We start from the raw sequence: 17,641 nt of genomic DNA on the forward strand, positions 1-17,641 counted from the left end.
TCTCTAGTGATTTTGCTATTTGTATTCACGTTTCCAGCTTTTATTCGTTATTAGAAAAAACAATTAATAGCTAATGACTATACTTCAAGACTTGTCAGTATATTTGAAAAATATTTATTCACAACAATTCTAATCCATGAAAAAAAATCTACTATTTTTTCTATTCGTAATATGCCTAGTTGCGGCACAAGCACAAAAGGTGTTGGTACGAATCTCCCAACCTGCCGGTATAGCAGGAAGTATTGAGTTTGCAAAGGCTGATTTTGGAGGAGAAATCGATAAGAATTTTGATTTGCAAGGTTTATTTGGAAAACCAAATGAAGGTTGTAGCGCATTGACCAATTCCGCTGAAGTTACGGGTAACATAGCAATTCTCGACAGAGGTACTTGCTTAATGGATGAAAAATGCCTTCGCGCACAACAAGCCGGAGCTGCTTTGGTCATTGTCATCAACAACAGGGTAGGATCACCATTTCCAATGCCGGCTGCCAATGTAGCCAATCAAATTACAGTACCATGTATCATGGTATCTCAAGCAGATGGTAACCGAATCAAGGCAGCTATCAATGGTGGGTCAGAGGTATGGTTTTCTATAGGACCGATTCCTCCTCAAAATGTGGACTTAAGGGTAAATAATTTTGAGCGAATTTTTAATCCTGAAGCTGGTGCTTACCCCATTGGCCAATTGCGTGCAGAAAGCGATTATTTGTTTTATCCCGGAATGTTCATTATCAATGACGGGATAGTTTCAGCTTCAAATGTCAAATCGCACGCAACCATATCTTTCGGAGGTCAAAGTATTTATGATAATATTTCCTCTGATCAAGTAGCTATAGAGTCTGACTCATCGATCTTTTTGTTTAATGATTCAGCAAATCTAAGCAGTTTAAAGAAGGGTGTGGGTATTTATGAAGTGAGCTATGTAACCTCATCCGACAGTGTAGAATTATATGATATAGACAATAAGGCAAAGAATACCTTTAGCATTACGAATAATATATTTTGTAAAGGACGTTGGAATCCGGCGACGAATTTACCGATGATAACCAATTATTATACTCCAAGTCCCTGGCCTGGTAGTTATGAGCTGTTGTCATTGTTCAGGCTGCCTTATAGTACTAGCCCAACTGCTATAGGATACTCTATAGACTCGTTAGTATTTGGAGCGGCAACTCTTGCACCGAATTTAGCAGGATTGACTATGGAAGGGTATATATACAAATGGAATGACCTGAATGGTGATCTACAGGCCACAAATGATGAGATGGAAATTGCGGCTGCAGGCAGTTATACTTTCCCTAGTAATTATACATCAGCATTTGGAGACATTAGAATGAACCTGGAAAACTTTGTTGGAGACCAGCCCCATTATTGTGTTACAGGAAGCAATGATCTTTATATTGCCAGTATAAAGTTTACTGGAGCAGAGACTGTTTTCTTTGGATTTGATGAGGGATTTGATTATAATGGAACCGTGGCTTATCGGAGCTTTACAAACACAGAAGACTGGGAAATGTATCCTTATTTGCAAATTACTACCACAGGATCAGGTGTTGTTGATTTTGAAGGAGCAAGAGTGTTTAGTGCTCCTGCAGGTTATACGGGATTTAATGGCATTTTCTGGGCTTCTTCAGCTACCGGAGTAATTTTAGGCGAATCTACTGCTTGTCCGGTTGGAAATAAGGATGTTCTGGATGATACCAAGTTGCAGGTAAATATTTATCCAAATCCTGTAAATCAATATCTACGTGCAGATCTGAAATTTGCTATTCCGATAAAGGAAATCACTTATCATATCCTGGATATTAATGGAAGGCTGATCGACATCAAAACTGATCAAGAAGGTCAGGAATTCCATCCAAAGTTTGACGTGAGCAAACTCCCTTCAGGGCAGTATATTTTGAAAATACAAACAGAAATCGGCTTGCGTAAACTAAACTTTACCGTAGCGCATTAATCTGTTTTCAGAGTAAAATCAAAAGCCCGGGACCACTGTTTCGGGCTTTTGATTTTTGGAGGATTTTTTGGTTAAGAACGTACTTATGTTAATATTTAGTTAATATTTTAATATTATTAACTAATAAATTGATAACTTATTAATTTTGGTTATTAAATAACTAAAAAATTATTAACATGAAATCACTAGAGGAATTTTTTAATTCAAGACATTTTGAAAACACTATTAAGAAATTTTGTTTCAAAAAACTAGAAATTCGACATTCCGAATCCCAATTTTTAAAAGTTCATGACATCGGAATGTCGAATTTCATAAAATTTTCACTTTTATTTTTAATTTTTCAAGGTTTAATTGGATGTAAGCAAGAAGTTGAAACACCTATTACTGCAACTAACCAGCTTAGTAAAAATACAAGCGAGTTTCAATGGGCTGATTTGGTAACGGATTGTAGTAATTTTTCCAATTGCACTAATATTAATTGTTTATGCCCAGGAATAGGCTGTTGTTCGCGTCAAAATTTAGATCCATGTAACTATCCTAATATGGGAGCTTATGCAATTGCAGTTGCTACTGAATTATGTAAAGCAACTACCAATTGTACTGGACCAAGCTTATCAACAAATTGTTCTGTTATAGAAACAAAATGCTTAGATTTTAGTCTATTGCCATATGGGACGTTCAGTGAAGATCCAGATGGGAATCCTTTCCATTTTTGCTCAAATACTACATCTTGTAGCACATATTATTGTCCTGAATTTCAAGCAAATACACCATATTTACATATTCCGGTATCTATAGCTTTGCAGAATCAAATAGCAGCTCAGGTGAATTTTCTTGCGAGTTTATTTATGCCTGCATGTCCTTCAAATATATGTACAAATTGTACACCATCAGTGAGCATTAGCTACTCTGTTTGTAACGATGGTTCCAGTTGTGAAAATATAAGTGAAGAGCACTGTTGGAATACTAAGATAATAGTTCAATTTACATATATATGTTGTGGAGGATCGCATATATAACAGCATGTACTACATAAATTTATATGTTGGAAATCGATTATATTATTATTCTGATGTAAAATTTAGCTGAATTAATTTATAAGTTTATACTATAAGGTTTTTAATTTAACTAGTAAAACAATTCTTACTAATATTAAATTTTAAATTAATGCTGGGGTGAGTTTTTAGTCGCCCCAGCATTAATTGTTTGATTTCTTAGGATAGCTAGTTTAATGACAAAGATATCCTGTTGAATTTAATCTTAATATATTTCTATATTTAGCAATTAATAGAATTGTTAGGTATTTAGAGCTAATTTATTAAATATGATGAAATAATTTATAAAAGAAATTCTTCTGGCTTATGCAATAAATCACCATTTTTTGATGAAGTATTGATCCATAAGTGAGTTTATCAATTCAGACTCAAATCCTTTTTGATATAATGATCTGAAGATTTTTTGTTTTGCTGCAAAATCTATTTCTTTTGAATTCTGAGCTAGAGATATAATTTGTTTAAAGGCCTCATTTTCGTATTCTTCATCAGATATTTCTTGCAAAGCAATTTGAACCAATTTTCCAGTTATACCATGTACTTCCAGCTCGTGAATTATTTTTTTCTTACCCCAATGATTGATTCTGAACTTTCCTCTGACAAAACTTCTTGCAAATCTTTCTTCGTTCAGATACCCGGATTTTATAAGTTCTAAAGTGATTTCGCCGGCTATCTCTCTACCGCATTTTAGCTCATACAATTTTTTTTCAACCTGCTTTTGACTACGATCCTGATACGCACAGTAATGTTGTAATTTTTGTAGTGTGATTTCTTTTGACGAATAAATCTTATTCATTAGGAAATTGAGGGCAATAATTCTTGAATAGTTCTGGTGAAATCACTATTCAGTTTCATATGATGAGTTTGAATGCCAACTGCACTAGCGGAAGTTGTATTTTCAATTTTGTCATCAATAAACAAACATTCTTCTGCATTTAAATTATAATGCTGCAGGATATATTCAAAAATTCTCCTTTCAGGTTTTCTCATAAACACTTCAAATGACAATACACTGTGATGAAACAAATGGCGGTCAAAATCAACTAGTCCACATTCCTGAGCAATTTTTTTTCTGACAAAATGGATATGAGTGAGGTTTGTATTGCTGACTAATATCAAGGTGTATTTTTTTTTGAGTTCTTCAAGCGTGGAAATCGTTTCAAGGGACATGCTACCCAGCATGGCATTCCAGGCTGTTCGATAGAGCTCTCCATCAAAAATCTTTAGAGATCTTGTCTGTAGTCTATTAAAAAAAGATTCTTCTCCGATTTCTCCACGGTCAAAAGGATGAAACACCAACTCATCAATATTCTGCAGTTTAGTAGGGTCCAACAGTTTTTTGAAATGATCTGAAGTTTGGGATTCATAAAGCGAAAGTAATACTCCCCCAAGATCAATAAGTAAAGATGTTACCGGCTTTGTTTCCATCATCCGCAAATTTCGTACATTCTTTTTGCAAAACATACCCCATCATAAAGAACTTAAATGGTAACATGGCTTTTAGATGATAGGAGATTTATTTTAAATCAATTCCTAATACATTCTGAGATCTCTTAATCATCTTCGGCGGATGATTGGCGTGGATAATTAATAAGATTTTCATACTTTTGCGCCGGATTGTTCAGATCCGGTCCCATAGCTCAGTCGGTTAGAGCATCTGACTCATAATCAGAGGGTCCCTGGTTCGAGCCCAGGTGGGACCACTTACATTTCCAAAATACATCCTAAGAAAGCTAAGCTCGTGACCTTGAGCTTTTAGAAGTTAGCATTGACATCAAGCCAAGACCCGCCGTTTTTGCAATCTACGCCATTACTAGTCAAGAATGAGGTGGCTTGCTGGCTTCGTATACCACTGGCACAACACAAAATGATTGGTGAAGGCAAAGATTTTAGCTTTTCAAGGTGGAGATGAATCTCTTGAAGAGGAATATTTACAGAACCAGCGACATGGCCTCCCTGAAACTCCTGTGGTGTTCGAACATCTACTATTGTTGCTTTCATTTGAAATAAGAATTTGCTAGATCAACGCCAAAAAGTAAAATTTTGTTTATACTTTGGAGTTGAAAATTTAAACAAAAATGAAAATAATCTGAAATGTGCGAACTATGTTAGCTTGAGACAATTGCGTTAGTCTGGAAAGCCATTGCTTTGACAGCCTTGTTGGTTACTTTGATCGAATTAATTCTATACAGACTATTTGGGCTTTATATTTGAACTATGAATCAGCTGGAAATATTTAGGATAGCACTAAGTAATATTCGAGCGAACCTTTTGCGCTCAGCCATTACCCTTACAATCATTGCACTGGGAGTAATGGCACTGGTGGGAATCCTTACCGCAATAGATGGCATCATTTTTAGTATGAGCAGCAATTTTAGTTATTTGGGTGCAAATTCTTTCAATATTCAAAGACTCAATTCTGACATGAGAAGCCATCAAGGTGGACGCAAAAGTCAAGAGTCGGAGCAAATTGATTATTTCCAGGCAACATCGTTTAAAGAGAAATTTACAGAACAAGGATTAGTAAGTCTTTCAGTTGGGTGCACTAATAATGCCACAATCAAGTTTGGATCTGAAAAAACCAATCCTACAGTTAGAGTTAGGGCAATTGATGATAACTATTTCAAAGTTGCAGGGTATGAAATTGAGTATGGCAGATCTTTTTCTCCACAAGAACAAGAATCAGGATCAGCCAAAGCCATAATTGGGATGGAATTGGTCAAGAAACTATTTAAAGATAAACCCGAATATGCATTACTCAAATCTATTTCAGTCAACGACCAGAAATATCAAGTCGTAGGTGTACTTAAATCAAAAGGCGCAAGTATGAATGAAGGTGCCGACAGAAGGATACTGATTCCTCTGGTCAATGGGCGAGTAATGTATGGAGATTTGGACTACGATATCAGCGTGAAAGTAGACGACGCAGTACGGATGGAAGCAGTCATTTCTTCAGCTACTGGGGTTATGAGGATAGTTCGAGGATTGAAATCATTTGAAGAAAACGACTTCGAAATCAGGAAAAGTGATGGAATAATAGAGTTTCTAAAAGAAAATACCACAAAACTTAGAGCAGCTGCAATAGCAATTGGTTTGATGACACTGCTGGGAGCAGCAATTGGATTGATGAATATCATGCTGGTTTCTGTAACAGAGCGCACAAAGGAAATAGGCATCATTAAGGCATTAGGCGCAACACGACGAAATATTCTGATTCAATTTTTGATCGAAGCTGTATTAATCTGCCTGATTGGTGGAGTATTGGGTGTAGCTTTGGCGATTCCACTGGGCAACATCGTAACGGTACTGATGGGTGGACCGTATATCATTCCGTGGGCTTGGATAATACTAGGATTTGCAGTTTGTACGATCGTGGGAATCGTAGCGGGACTATATCCGGCTGTGAAAGCATCCGCATTGGATCCGGTAGAGTCCCTTAGGTACGAATGAATTTTTGAGAATCGATTATATTTATTTTCAAATTCAGTAAGAATATATCTTTAGCTGTAAATTTATTTTCCCATTGCAATGGTCAGCATACTGATTTTTGAGCCCTTGATTTGCAATAATTCACGTGCACAAGACTCAAGAGTTGCGCCTGTAGTGAGCACATCATCGACTAACAAAAAATGGGATCCTTCGTACTTCAATGAAGCAGGCAAAAGCCTGAAAACCCTTTGCATGTTTTCAAAGCGTTCTGCCCGATGTTTTTCAACTTGGGAGTGCGTTGCAATTTCTCTTGATAATATGTCCGTGCGGACAGGGATATTTAGTATCTCGGACAAGCCTTTCGCAAACTTTTCGCTTTGATTGTAACCTCTTAATATTTGTCTTTTTTTATGCAAAGGTACCGGAATGATGCAATTGATGCCATGGACAAATTTTGAATTGAGCAATATCTGTCCGAATCTTTCGCCTATCTTAATTCCAATTTCTGGTTTGTTTTTATACTTGAGAGCTTCCAGCATTTGCTGGACTCTTCCCCCCTTAGTATAAATAAAAAGTGCAGACCCTGCTACAAGAGGTATACGGCCTTGGAAATGATCCGTGAAAGGATTGGTTTCATACTGAAACATGTCCGATGGGTGAACATGGTACTGGCATTTTTCGCAGAATAGTTCATTACTCTGAAGACACTTTTCCTCACAACAAATGCAGTATTGAGGATAAAATAAATCTACCATGGATTGAAATCCACGTTTAAATAATTGTGCTGACTTATGAAGTCCAGGAAATTGCATAAAATGGCTCGGGGAAAATAAGGTGTAAAAAAAAGCCGACCAGAGATAATTGATCGGCTTCTAATTTTTTGTTATTTATTATATACGGATTGCTTCTTAAACTTCTCAACAAGCAAATAATAAATTATAGCTCTGTGTTTTTGTTTGTTTCCGGCACCCATTTTTTGAACTGCATCTGCGATTGCTTGATCCAATTCGTTGCTGTCTGCCAAGCCCAATTTTTTGATTAAAAAGTTGGTTTTGATCCTATCCAATTCGGATTTGTCACTTCCAGCAACAATTGAAGAATCATTGCTATAAATAGCCGGACCAAGACCTTTGGTCACTGCTTTCAATAATGTAGGATCTACTGAAATTCCTAATTTTTTGGCCTCTGCTGTGTACAGGTCCAGTTTTTCATCAAATTTACTCATTGCTAAAGTTTTATAAAAGTATGTGAAAGAGCAATCGCTCAAATTTAACAACTTGTGGACGTAAAAAATTCACGGAAGTCACTTTTTTCGCCATTCTAAAAGAAAGGAGACATTTTTTTAGCCTGATTAGAATATCGTACCTTTGAAACTTTTAATCGATAGATCATATGCGTTTATTAGTAATTGCTTTCTTTTTGTTTTTTGCTGGATTGATCGAAGCTCAAACATCTTATTTTCAGCAAAGAACGGATTATAAAATTAGTGTCAGTCTGGATGATAAAAAGCATCAACTGGATGGAAAACTAGAACTCAAATATACGAATAATAGTCCACATGTTTTAGACAAAATTGGATTTCATCTATGGCCGAACGCATACAGTACAAAGTCTACCGCATTTGCAAAGCAAAAGAGCAAGCAGAAATCACTGAAATATCATTTCGCTCCGATTACTCAAATGGGAAATATTACTGAGTTGGATTTTAGAGTGGATCAGGAACAAGCGAAACTTATGATAGACACAAAAAATCCTGACATGGCTTGGCTTATTTTGAATCAGCCATTGAAACCAGGACAAACTATCAGAATCGAAACTCCGTTCCAGGTAAAAATTCCTATCACTTTCAGCCGACTTGGGCACAATGGACATACATATGAAATCACCCAATGGTACCCAAAGCCGGCAGTTTATGATGCTAAAGGCTGGCATCTTATGCCATATTTGGACCAGGGAGAGTTTTTTTCGGAGTTTGGAAACTTCGATGTGAATATACATTTACCCGAAAACTATGTCGTGGCATCGACGGGTGAACTTCAAGATGAAAGCGAAAAGCGTTTTTTGGAAGAAAAGGTGAGACAATCTTCACAAGCTATTGCAAACCAAACCAAGCTTTACGATAAAGATCCTGAATCATCCTCACAATACAAAACAATCAGGTACCTTGCTGAGAATGTCCATGATTTTGCCTGGTTTGCTTCCAAGAGATTTTATGTGCAGAAATCAAATTGCCAAGTCCAGGTATTTAAAAATATTGAAACGTGGGGCTTTTTTGAAAACCCAAAATTTTGGTCAAAATCAGCTGAATATGTAAAACGGGCTGTAGAATTTTATTCTGCAAATGTTGGTACTTATCCCTGGCCCCAAGCGACAGCTGTTGAAGCAGCACTAAGTGCTGGGGGAGGAATGGAATATCCCATGATCACGGTGATCAGTGGAGCTAATGATGATGCTTCACTGGATAATGTCATCACTCACGAAGTTGGACATAACTGGTTTTACGGGATACTTGGTAGCAATGAGCGCGAACACCCGTTTATGGATGAAGGCATTAATACATATTATGAGAACAGATATATGGATAGTTTCTATGCAGTAAGAGAAGGTTTTTTACCCAGAAAATGGAATAAATATCTGGGCAATCTTGATCAGAACCAATTGGGATTTAGAGTATTCCAAAGAAGTCACCTCTCTCAACATCCTGATCAGCATTCAGCCAACTTCTTTTCGTGGAATTATGGAATTGATGTTTATTCAAATACAGGCTACTATTTAGAATATTTAGAAAAGTATTGGGGTAAGAAGAAGTTTGACTCAGCTATGAAGAATTATTATAATGAATGGAAGTTTAAACACCCATATCCTGAAGATTTAAAGGCATCACTGGAAAAGAATGCAGGAGAGGATTTATCTTGGTTGTTTGAAGGTCTTCTACAATCTGATAACAAAACGGATTATGCCATTCGATCTTTGAAAAAAAATGCAGATGGCAGTCAACTCATTTTGAAGAATCATGGCAAAATAGCAGCTCCGATTAAAATCACAGCTTGGGTTAAGGATAGTATTTATTTTGAAAATTGGGTTCCCGGATTTGAAAGGGAAATGAAGTTGCCTTTTCCCAATCGGAATTGGACAAAAATCGAGTTAGATCGAGAGTTGAGATCTACGGATCTCTATCCTTCAAATAATACATACCGACCCAATCGCTTATTTCCAAAATGTGATCCAATCCGATTATCATTACTACCCTTGATGGAAAAACCATCGTATAATCTAATAGGTATTACTCCTCTTGTTGGGTGGAATGACTATAATAAATGGATGTTGGGGGCTTTAATTTCAAATCCGGTATTGCCCCAGCAAAAATTCAAATGGTCTCTGCAACCGATGTATAGTACAGAAACGAAACATCTAGTCGGTAAACTCAACCTGAGTTATTCAAGATTTATTATTGGAAAGCCTTTATACAAGATTGATTTTGGATTGAAAGCTAAACAATTTGCGTACACGAGAATCCTATCCGATCAGCAAATATTAAACTATAATCAATTAAGCCCATTTGTAGCTTTGAATTTCATTCATGATCATTCCATTTTATCTAATGGAGAGTTAAAATATCAGGTACATTTTATTCAAGATCAGGTATTGAATTATAGTGAAAAGTTGCCAATAACAGATCATGTAAATAATGTTATTCATCAACTCAAATATACTTTTGTAAAAACTCATGGATTAGGAAACTTGCGCGCTTCAGCAAATTTACAATATGAACGTTACAAAATAATTAATAGTGATAAAGAGCAATATTTGAGACTGGATCTTGACTGTTATAAGAATTGGATTTATAAAAAAGGAAGAGGGGTTGAAACCAGAATTTTTACCTCTTTCTTTCCTTTGAATTCTCAGAGAAATTCCTCATTCATCGCTGCACGTGGAGTTCACTCATTTACAAGAGGTTCTGTTGGATTGTCTTATCAAGGATATATGGATGCAACCAATGAAAATTTCTTTTTTGGTAGAACAGCACCCGAGGGTATATGGTCACAACAAATTGCAGAATTCCAGGGAGGTTTTCATGTTGCAAATGGAGTGGCACAACGAGGGAATTTTGGCAACACCAACACATTCTTAGTAGCTGTAAATCTAAGTATGGACTTACCTTTTCCTAAAGTGGGAAGGATTATCAGACCTTATGTAGATCTGGGATATTTTAAGCCTTCATCTGATCTCATTCCGAAGAGTGAGCAAACAGCATTTACTTCCGGTATTCAACTCAGATTATTGAGAAATTATTTGCAGTTCAATTTTCCAGTTTTTCATTCATCAAATATCAGAACTTTATATCAGTCACAAGACTCTCATAACTATTTTAAAGAAATTACATTTACTTGTAGGTTTAGTCCAGTAAGTTTAATCAATATCATCAATTCTATTAAGTTAAACTAATAAAATAAATTGCCATGACAGAACTGAATGGAATCAAATATGAATTAAAATCTAATGTTTGTATCATCTATCTCAATAGGCCTGAAGTTTACAATTCTTTTAACAGAGAAATGTCAATTTCATTACAAAAAGCACTTTATTACTGCCAGGAAAGTATTGATGTGAGAGCAGTTATGATTACAGGAATTGGCAGAGGATTTAGTGCTGGTCAGGATTTAAAAGAAGCAATAGCTGTCGATGGCCCGACCATGGAAACGATTTTAGCTGAACATTATAATCCGATCATCAGAAGAATCTGTTCGATGAGCAAACCGGTCGTTGCAGCTGTCAATGGAGTAGCAGCTGGAGCAGGAGCAAATCTTGCTTTGGCATGCGATATTGTTTTAGTCTCCAATTCTGCATCTTTTATACAAGCTTTTTCAAAAATTGGATTGATTCCAGATTGTTCAGGAACTTTCTTTTTGCCTAGATTGATTGGCCTGCAAAGGGCTAAGGCTTACATGATGACCGGGGAGAAAATAGATAGCCGGGATGCATTGAATTTGGGTATAGCCTTCAAGTTATACCAGGACGAAGAGTTTTTTGCGTCAGCTTTTGAATTTACTCTGAAACTAGCTGTGATGCCAACAAAAGCACTTGCATTAACAAAGAAAGCTTTATTACTTTCACAGGATAATAATTTGGAGGCCCAGTTGAATACCGAATTGGAACTGCAGCTCCAAGCGGGTGCCAGCTCAGATTTTAAGGAAGGCGTTGCTGCATTTCTTGAAAAACGAGCTCCTGTTTTTACCGGGAACTAATTGAATACAAAAATAGGTTATAAATTTTTGAATTATTTTATAAGCAAAAACGAAAACAATGTTTGGACGAAGTGGCTATCCTCAAGGAAATTATGGTAATCCGGGTACCAGAGGCTTGGTTTCCAGATTAGGTGCTCCCTTGATCATCGGTTTGGTAATATTTGGGTTTTCTTACTTCCAGTATTGCAATACCAAATCATATAATGAATATTTGGGTATAGAACAGCATGTGAGTCTCACTCCTGAGCAAGAAATCGCTATGGGATTGCAATCTCTACCAATGATGGTACAGCAATATGGAGGTCTGGATCCTGATCAAAGAGGCCAGAATCTAGTCAAAACTGTTGGTAAAAAGCTGGTTCAAAATTCTGTAGCTGCCAAAACGCCTTATCAGTATGATTTTCATTTGCTTGCAGACCAGGAGACTGTCAACGCTTTTGCTCTGCCAGGGGGACAAGTTTTTATAACCCGTGCACTGTTGGCTAGACTGCAGAACGAGGATCAACTTGCAGGTGTATTAGGGCATGAGATAGGTCACGTAATCGGTCGACATTCAGGTGAGCGGATGTCCAAAGAAGGCTTGCTAAGTGGACTTGCCAATGCTGTAGGGATAGCTCTGGGTGATTATGGTGCTGCACAAATGGCTCAACAAGCAGCTGCATTGATAGGACTCAAATACGGGAGAGATCAGGAATTACAGTCTGACGAATTGGGAGTAAAATTTATGCTAGATAGTAAATACAACCCTGAAGCCATGATTGATGTTATGGAAATTCTCAAACAAGCCTCTGGAGGCTCCAGCCAAGATGAGTTTACTTCAACACATCCTGACCCGGACAATAGAAAAGAAAAAATCAGGGCAGCTATTGATAAATACAAGAAATAACCCGCGCATCATAGGAATATTAAGATTTGGATTGAGGAAAAAGGAATTCTATTTCTCGATCTAATATTTCATCAAGACTTTCATTTTTTTGATTCCTGGGTAAAAACCCGGTGTAACCATCATTTGCTTCTACCAAGTCTCTTTCAAAGTCTATGTTTTTTTGGTCGATTGTATAATAAATGCCTCTGTCTTTCAGATCTTGTGCCAGATATTCTTGCTCAAATTGCCCTGGAGTAGGTATTAAAAATGCTTTTTTGCAAATGATGCTCAAGTCCAACAGTGTTGTATATCCCGATCTGCTTACGATCATGTCCGATGCACACATGGCCTTATTGAGTTCTGGGGAATAAAGAATATCAACAATCTGAAAAGACTCGTCAGAAATGATGTGATGAATTTCTTTCTTGCCCCTTATCAGTAAACATTTAAGGTGAGAAAGTTTAGGGCGATAATCCAGTATCTTTTCTTCCAAAATAGTTCTTTGGGGTTCCGGTCCCGAAAGCACAAAACAAATGTCATACCTTTTGCTGAGCTCCAATTTTTGAAAGCGACTAATATTGCCTAAGAAAATTTTTTTGGCGGATTTAAAATTGTGAGCCAATATACCGGAAATATTATCGCTTCCAGCCCTGTCAGGTACCCAGAGTCGATCAAATTTGTTATAAAATAGTTTCAACCAAGTATCACTAAACCAACTGAATGACTTGATACTCAATGGTATATGTAAATGGTGAGCAATCATGACTGACGGAATTTTACCGTGAAAAGCTCCAAACCTTGTGTCTGAAATAAGAAGCTCTATTTTGAGCAACCTAACGAGTTCACGAATTTTGATGTGTTCTTTCCAAATTGAAAGATGCATTTTTCCCAATTGCGTCAACATGTTTAAATACATATTGGACGAAGGGTAATTTATTTTATAATCAGGTAATTCAAAAACCTCAATTTCAGGAAATTCTGAACGCAAGAAATCCACTCCTGCACCGGATGATGCAAGCAACACCTCATGTCCACTATTTATAAAGTACCTGATAACAGGAATACTTCTAGTCAAGTGGCCCAGACCCCAATGTTGCGGACAAATCAATACTCTCACTTTGGTGGATTGATATCAGGCATAAAGATAAATCTCATAAGAAGATAATCTAACTTGTATCAGTTTATTATGGTGACCTATATAATGGATCATATTCACCTAGCGTTTACTAATACATTGTATATTTCGGCTAAACCTCCATTATTACTAAAAGAAATTGGCTTTTGACTGCATTCTCAAAGTTTAGATCGATTGTAAATTGTGGTCCTGGTGAAGGATTGAGCTGTAGACAGTGTATGTTTCTGGGGAGCATGCATTTATTGGCTTTTGGATTGTGTTGGTCAAATTTTTTAGTGTCTGTTTCTACGATAATGCTTGCAGCTACAGCCGTTTTTTCAATTGTAAATACTTTTCCATACATACACTTGAAACCTAATCTGAGGAATGAAATCAAAGAAATTATTGATCATCCTGAACTATTGGGTTTATGGTTTATTTTTTTCAGTGTTTTTATTTCAGGTTTATGGTCTGATAACTTAGAAAAGTGGATCTGGTTTTCCAGAATGAAACTTCCATTTTTATTTATGCCTTTGGTATGGTTAAGCTTTAAAAAAATAACATTTAGGCAACTTTACGCAATATTATGTACCGGAGCTATCAGTCTGGTCATTTTTGGCAGTATTTCTTTGTATGAATATTTCAGTAATTTTTCATTTTATCAATCTGAGCTGGCTCGTGGAAAGGCAATTAAAACTCCAATTTCACATATTCGATTCAGTTTAATGTTAGTTGGTTTCGCATTATTTTTTTTCGATGTGTACAGGACCAATAAGATCCAACAGAAAGGGTTAAGAAAAGTATGGAATCTGTTATTGTTTCTCGTGTTGTCAATTATCATTCATATTCTTGCTGTAAAAAGTGCGGTAGGTGCGTTTTATATTTCATTTATTGTTTATTTTTCTTTACTTTTCATCAGCCGGAAAAAGTATTTACATGTAGCAAGTTTTCTTACACTTGGTACAGCCCTTTTATATTCGAGCATTAGGTTTATTCCGGCTATCCAACAAAAATGGAGTTATATGCTCTGGCAATATCAAGTATGGAAATCAGGTGCTAATTGGGCGCTTTACTCGGATCTTGAAAGATGGGTATCCATGAAGGTGGGTTGGGAGATGATCAAGCATCAGCCGATCACGGGTTCGGGTATTGGTGATTTGTATGATGTGACTGCACAGACTTATTTAGAGTGTTTTGGAATTGACAAGGTTTTGTTACCTCATAATCAGTTTATTTTCTCATGGGCTTTTTGCGGAATACTGGCAATAACTTCACTAATTTATGTTCTTGTGGTATACGTACAAAAGTCAATCAGTAATCATTCGCCATTAGCCGTCTCCATCTTGGCAATGCTATGGGCTACCTGCATGGTAGAGTCTACTCTTGAAACTCAGATGGGTGTAGCATATTTCTTATTTTTTTCCTGGATTGTTTATATACTGATGAGACAGAATATGACCGAAGATGCGATCAATACAAAGTAGCACTTGTTTCACAAAAATTAATTTTATTGAATTGAGTCAGGGTAAATCAATTACAATCCTACTTAGACATGAAATGAATTATTGCATAGAAAAGCATCCGCAATGGCGATTGCAGCTATCGCTTCCATTACAACTGGCGCTCTTAAGGCGATGCACAAGTCATGCCTACCTGTTACTGTGATTTGAGCAGGGGCATTCAATTGCTTATTAAAACTGAATTGTTCTTTGGGAGTGCTCGAGGCAGGTTTTATTGCTACGCGAAAGGTAATAGGATTGCCATTTGATATTCCACCGTTGATTCCACCTGAATTATTAGTAGCAGTGAAACCGTCTTTATCAAGTAGTGCATCATTATGTTCGGAACCATACATTCTACTTGCAGAAAATCCGGAGCCGAATTCTATACCTTTTACAGCAGGGACTGCGAATGCAAGATGGGCTATTTTAGATTCCAGGCTATCAAAAAAAGGTTCACCAAGACCTATTGGAACACCAGTAATTTCACAACTTATCAATCCTCCAACAGAATCTTGTTTCAAAATGGCTTTTTGCAGTCCTTCTTCGGTATCTGTATTGCCACCAATTTCAATTACCTTGGCTGAGAAATGACAGGAGGATAAAATTTTTTTTGCAATTACTCCCGAGGCTACAAGACATAAAGTAAGGCGTCCTGAAAAATGACCTCCTCCGCGATAGTCTTCAAACCCTCTATATTTACGATCCGCCACGAAGTCAGCATGTCCGGGTCTGGGCGAGTTTTTGACAAAAGAGTAGTCTGTTGATTTTTGACTTTCATTTGTAAAAATTATTGTCAGAGGGGCTCCTGTTGTAAATCCATTAAAATGGCCGGATATGATTTCAGGTTGATCGCTTTCAAGTCTAGTACTGGTGCCTGTACCACCTGTGCGACGACGTTGCAAATCATTGGAGAAATCGTCAACATCTAAAGCAATTCCAGGAGGGATGCCATCGATACTCACACCGACTTTTGGTCCGTGAGATTCGCCGAATATGGAAAGTCGAAACTGTTGTCCAATCTGGTTCATAATCCTCCTAATGAACGAATATCAGCCCCAAGCAGTTGCAAGTCTAGGAAAAATTCAGGATATGATTTGTCAACCACTTCAGCATGGTGGATTTCCACCTGACCTTTCGATCTAAAAGCAGCAGCGCTACATGCCATGGCTATTCTATGATCTTGATGAGTATCAATAATGCCTGGATTGAGCAAGTTTTCATTTCCATAAACCTCTAATGTGTTGTCACTGATGAGAATTTTAACTCCAAACTTTAGAAATTCTTCTTGCAATGCAAGTGCGCGATTAGACTCTTTGTGGTGTAATCGGTTGGCGCCGTGTAGAGTGGATTTTCCATTGGCAACGGAACACATTGCTACCAAAGCAGGAAAAAGATCAGGACAATCTGAGGCATCAAATTCTATTGGTTTGCATTCTTTCTTAAAAACTCGGACTGCCGGAATAATAGTATCCATCTCAATACCCGCGCCAAATACCTCCAATGCTTTCAGTATTGCTGCATCAGCCTGCTTAGAAAGCGCCTTTAATCCCATTAATTTTACATTTCCCGAGATGGCAGCGGCTGCAAGTAAACAAGACGCACTACTCCAATCCGGTTCTACTTCAATTACATTTGCAAGCATTTTTCCGGAAGCAGGAATAATAATTTCAGTTCCATTTCTAACTACATGGATTCCGAAATTTTTCAGAATATCCAAGCTGAGGTCAATATAGGGTAAACTAACCGGATCTATAAGGAGAATGCTTGTTTCAGTTTGGCTTTCAATGGAAGAAAAGGCAAATATAAGCCCAGTAACGTGTTGCGAACTGATCGAGGCGTCAACTTCAATATGTTTCCTGTGTAATGGACCTTTAAATTCAAGTGGCCATTGATCATCTCTTGATAGAAACTGTACCCCACAATCACGCATCATTATTTGCAAAAAATTATGTGGTCTGGCTGCCAATGTACGATCACAAAAAATACTTGTTTTTGATGAGGAAAGTGCTGCGATCGGAGAGAACATTCTCAGACACAATCCGGATTCTCTGCAGTTTAATTGTTGATAGAGACGTTCATTTTTGTTTGGCTCTACAATAAGTTTTTCCTCTTCTAAATGAACTTTTGAGCCCAAAGATCGACAGATGTTGATTGCAGTCAATACATCTGCAGAATTTCCGGCACCGATAATTTGGCTATTACCTTGTGCAAGTACTGCACATGCAAGTGCTCTTTGTGCAATGCTCTTGGAGGGCCGTTTGAAAAATAAAGTACCGTGAGGAGGTTGAGATGAATTTATTTGAATGATCATTGTGAGCTTTACAAATTAAATGGGTCAGATTTTATTCTTCTACATTTGTGTGCCATCTTTTCCACAGCGAGCATGATATATTTTCGGTTCATATCCATTTTTCAATAGTCTTAAAATAAAAAAACCGGAAATATTGATCTCCGGTTTTTTATTATAAATGAATCT

The 17,641-nt window shown here is 37.0% G+C and carries 15 protein-coding genes and 1 tRNA gene; 8 read left to right on the forward strand and 8 right to left on the reverse strand.

Features of this window, described 5'->3' with window-relative positions; genetic code table 11:
• The first annotated feature begins 136 nt into the window (after positions 1–136).
• Positions 137–1,957 carry a T9SS type A sorting domain-containing protein gene (locus tag IPI99_05720; protein ID MBK7340006.1) on the forward strand — a complete coding sequence of 607 codons (1,821 nt, stop codon included), beginning with the start codon at positions 137–139 and terminating at the stop codon, positions 1,955–1,957.
• Positions 1,958–2,133: 176 nt separating this feature from the next.
• The gene (locus IPI99_05725) at positions 2,134–2,976 is read left to right on the forward strand and encodes a hypothetical protein (GenBank protein MBK7340007.1); all 843 of its coding nucleotides are present in this window, start codon (positions 2,134–2,136) and stop codon (positions 2,974–2,976) included.
• Positions 2,977–3,328: 352 nt separating this feature from the next.
• Here the strand turns inward: IPI99_05725 and IPI99_05730 are convergent, their stop codons facing one another.
• Entirely contained in the window at positions 3,329–3,805 is a 477-nt protein-coding gene (locus IPI99_05730) for a RecX family transcriptional regulator (GenBank protein ID MBK7340008.1), read from the reverse strand.
• Positions 3,805–4,440: an HAD-IA family hydrolase gene (locus tag IPI99_05735; GenBank protein MBK7340009.1), complete on the reverse strand. Its 636-nt coding sequence runs from the start codon at positions 4,438–4,440 to the stop codon at positions 3,805–3,807. The genes IPI99_05730 and IPI99_05735 overlap by 1 nt, the downstream gene beginning before the upstream one ends.
• A 198-nt stretch (positions 4,441–4,638) precedes the next feature.
• Between IPI99_05735 and IPI99_05740 the strand changes: the two genes are divergently transcribed.
• Positions 4,639–4,712 (forward strand) — tRNA-Ile (locus tag IPI99_05740).
• 52 nt (positions 4,713–4,764) lie between these two features.
• On the opposite strand, the gene IPI99_05745 is transcribed toward IPI99_05740, so the two are convergent.
• Entirely contained in the window at positions 4,765–5,010 is a 246-nt protein-coding gene (locus IPI99_05745) for a rhodanese-like domain-containing protein (GenBank protein MBK7340010.1), read from the reverse strand.
• A gap of 216 nt (positions 5,011–5,226) precedes the next feature.
• Between IPI99_05745 and IPI99_05750 the strand changes: the two genes are divergently transcribed.
• On the forward strand, positions 5,227–6,459 hold the full coding sequence (locus tag IPI99_05750) for an ABC transporter permease (protein MBK7340011.1): 1,233 nt from the start codon (positions 5,227–5,229) through the stop codon (positions 6,457–6,459).
• Between the two features lie 62 nt (positions 6,460–6,521).
• On the opposite strand, the gene IPI99_05755 is transcribed toward IPI99_05750, so the two are convergent.
• Positions 6,522–7,250, reverse strand: a complete 729-nt coding sequence (locus IPI99_05755) for a ComF family protein (protein ID MBK7340012.1) — start codon at positions 7,248–7,250, stop codon at positions 6,522–6,524.
• 71 nt (positions 7,251–7,321) lie between these two features.
• Positions 7,322–7,663, reverse strand: a complete 342-nt coding sequence (locus IPI99_05760) for a DUF2853 family protein (GenBank protein MBK7340013.1) — start codon at positions 7,661–7,663, stop codon at positions 7,322–7,324.
• Positions 7,664–7,830: 167 nt separating this feature from the next.
• Between IPI99_05760 and IPI99_05765 the strand changes: the two genes are divergently transcribed.
• The 3 genes from IPI99_05765 to IPI99_05775 are packed head-to-tail and all read left to right on the forward strand — an operon-like array spanning position 7,831 to position 12,570.
• Positions 7,831–10,884, forward strand: a complete 3,054-nt coding sequence (locus IPI99_05765; GenBank protein MBK7340014.1) for a M1 family metallopeptidase — start codon at positions 7,831–7,833, stop codon at positions 10,882–10,884.
• Between the two features lie 14 nt (positions 10,885–10,898).
• The gene (locus IPI99_05770; protein ID MBK7340015.1) at positions 10,899–11,684 is read left to right on the forward strand and encodes an enoyl-CoA hydratase/isomerase family protein; all 786 of its coding nucleotides are present in this window, start codon (positions 10,899–10,901) and stop codon (positions 11,682–11,684) included.
• 58 nt (positions 11,685–11,742) lie between these two features.
• Positions 11,743–12,570: a M48 family metalloprotease gene (locus IPI99_05775; GenBank protein MBK7340016.1), complete on the forward strand. Its 828-nt coding sequence runs from the start codon at positions 11,743–11,745 to the stop codon at positions 12,568–12,570.
• Between the two features lie 19 nt (positions 12,571–12,589).
• On the opposite strand, the gene IPI99_05780 is transcribed toward IPI99_05775, so the two are convergent.
• Positions 12,590–13,666, reverse strand: a complete 1,077-nt coding sequence (locus IPI99_05780) for a glycosyltransferase (GenBank protein ID MBK7340017.1) — start codon at positions 13,664–13,666, stop codon at positions 12,590–12,592.
• A 293-nt stretch (positions 13,667–13,959) separates the two neighbouring features.
• Between IPI99_05780 and IPI99_05785 the strand changes: the two genes are divergently transcribed.
• Positions 13,960–15,147, forward strand: coding sequence for a hypothetical protein (locus IPI99_05785; GenBank protein ID MBK7340018.1), 1,188 nt, complete (start codon positions 13,960–13,962; stop codon positions 15,145–15,147).
• Positions 15,148–15,209: 62 nt separating this feature from the next.
• Here IPI99_05785 and IPI99_05790 read toward each other — a convergent pair whose 3' ends face one another.
• Both IPI99_05790 and aroA read right to left on the reverse strand, forming a co-directional pair.
• Complete coding sequence (locus IPI99_05790) at positions 15,210–16,193, reverse strand: chorismate synthase (protein ID MBK7340019.1); 984 nt, start codon at positions 16,191–16,193, stop codon at positions 15,210–15,212.
• Entirely contained in the window at positions 16,190–17,476 is a 1,287-nt protein-coding gene (aroA, locus tag IPI99_05795; protein ID MBK7340020.1) for a 3-phosphoshikimate 1-carboxyvinyltransferase, read from the reverse strand. Before aroA ends, IPI99_05790 begins: the two co-directional genes overlap by 4 nt.
• Positions 17,477–17,641 lie beyond the last annotated feature (165 nt).

Source organism: Saprospiraceae bacterium (assembly GCA_016710235.1).
In the GTDB taxonomy this organism is placed as follows: Bacteria; Bacteroidota; Bacteroidia; order Chitinophagales; family Saprospiraceae; genus Vicinibacter.

Coding starts and splice junctions, on each gene's coding strand:
- IPI99_05720 (MBK7340006.1), top strand. CDS start 137: ATGAAAAAAAATCTACTATTTTTTCTATTCGTAATATGCCTAGTTGCG.
- IPI99_05725 (MBK7340007.1), top strand. CDS start 2,134: ATGAAATCACTAGAGGAATTTTTTAATTCAAGACATTTTGAAAACACT.
- IPI99_05730 (MBK7340008.1), bottom strand. CDS start 3,805: ATGAATAAGATTTATTCGTCAAAAGAAATCACACTACAAAAATTACAA.
- IPI99_05735 (MBK7340009.1), bottom strand. CDS start 4,440: ATGATGGAAACAAAGCCGGTAACATCTTTACTTATTGATCTTGGGGGA.
- IPI99_05745 (MBK7340010.1), bottom strand. CDS start 5,010: ATGAAAGCAACAATAGTAGATGTTCGAACACCACAGGAGTTTCAGGGA.
- IPI99_05750 (MBK7340011.1), top strand. CDS start 5,227: ATGAATCAGCTGGAAATATTTAGGATAGCACTAAGTAATATTCGAGCG.
- IPI99_05755 (MBK7340012.1), bottom strand. CDS start 7,250: ATGCAATTTCCTGGACTTCATAAGTCAGCACAATTATTTAAACGTGGA.
- IPI99_05760 (MBK7340013.1), bottom strand. CDS start 7,663: ATGAGTAAATTTGATGAAAAACTGGACCTGTACACAGCAGAGGCCAAA.
- IPI99_05765 (MBK7340014.1), top strand. CDS start 7,831: ATGCGTTTATTAGTAATTGCTTTCTTTTTGTTTTTTGCTGGATTGATC.
- IPI99_05770 (MBK7340015.1), top strand. CDS start 10,899: ATGACAGAACTGAATGGAATCAAATATGAATTAAAATCTAATGTTTGT.
- IPI99_05775 (MBK7340016.1), top strand. CDS start 11,743: ATGTTTGGACGAAGTGGCTATCCTCAAGGAAATTATGGTAATCCGGGT.
- IPI99_05790 (MBK7340019.1), bottom strand. CDS start 16,193: ATGAACCAGATTGGACAACAGTTTCGACTTTCCATATTCGGCGAATCT.
- aroA (MBK7340020.1), bottom strand. CDS start 17,476: ATGATCATTCAAATAAATTCATCTCAACCTCCTCACGGTACTTTATTT.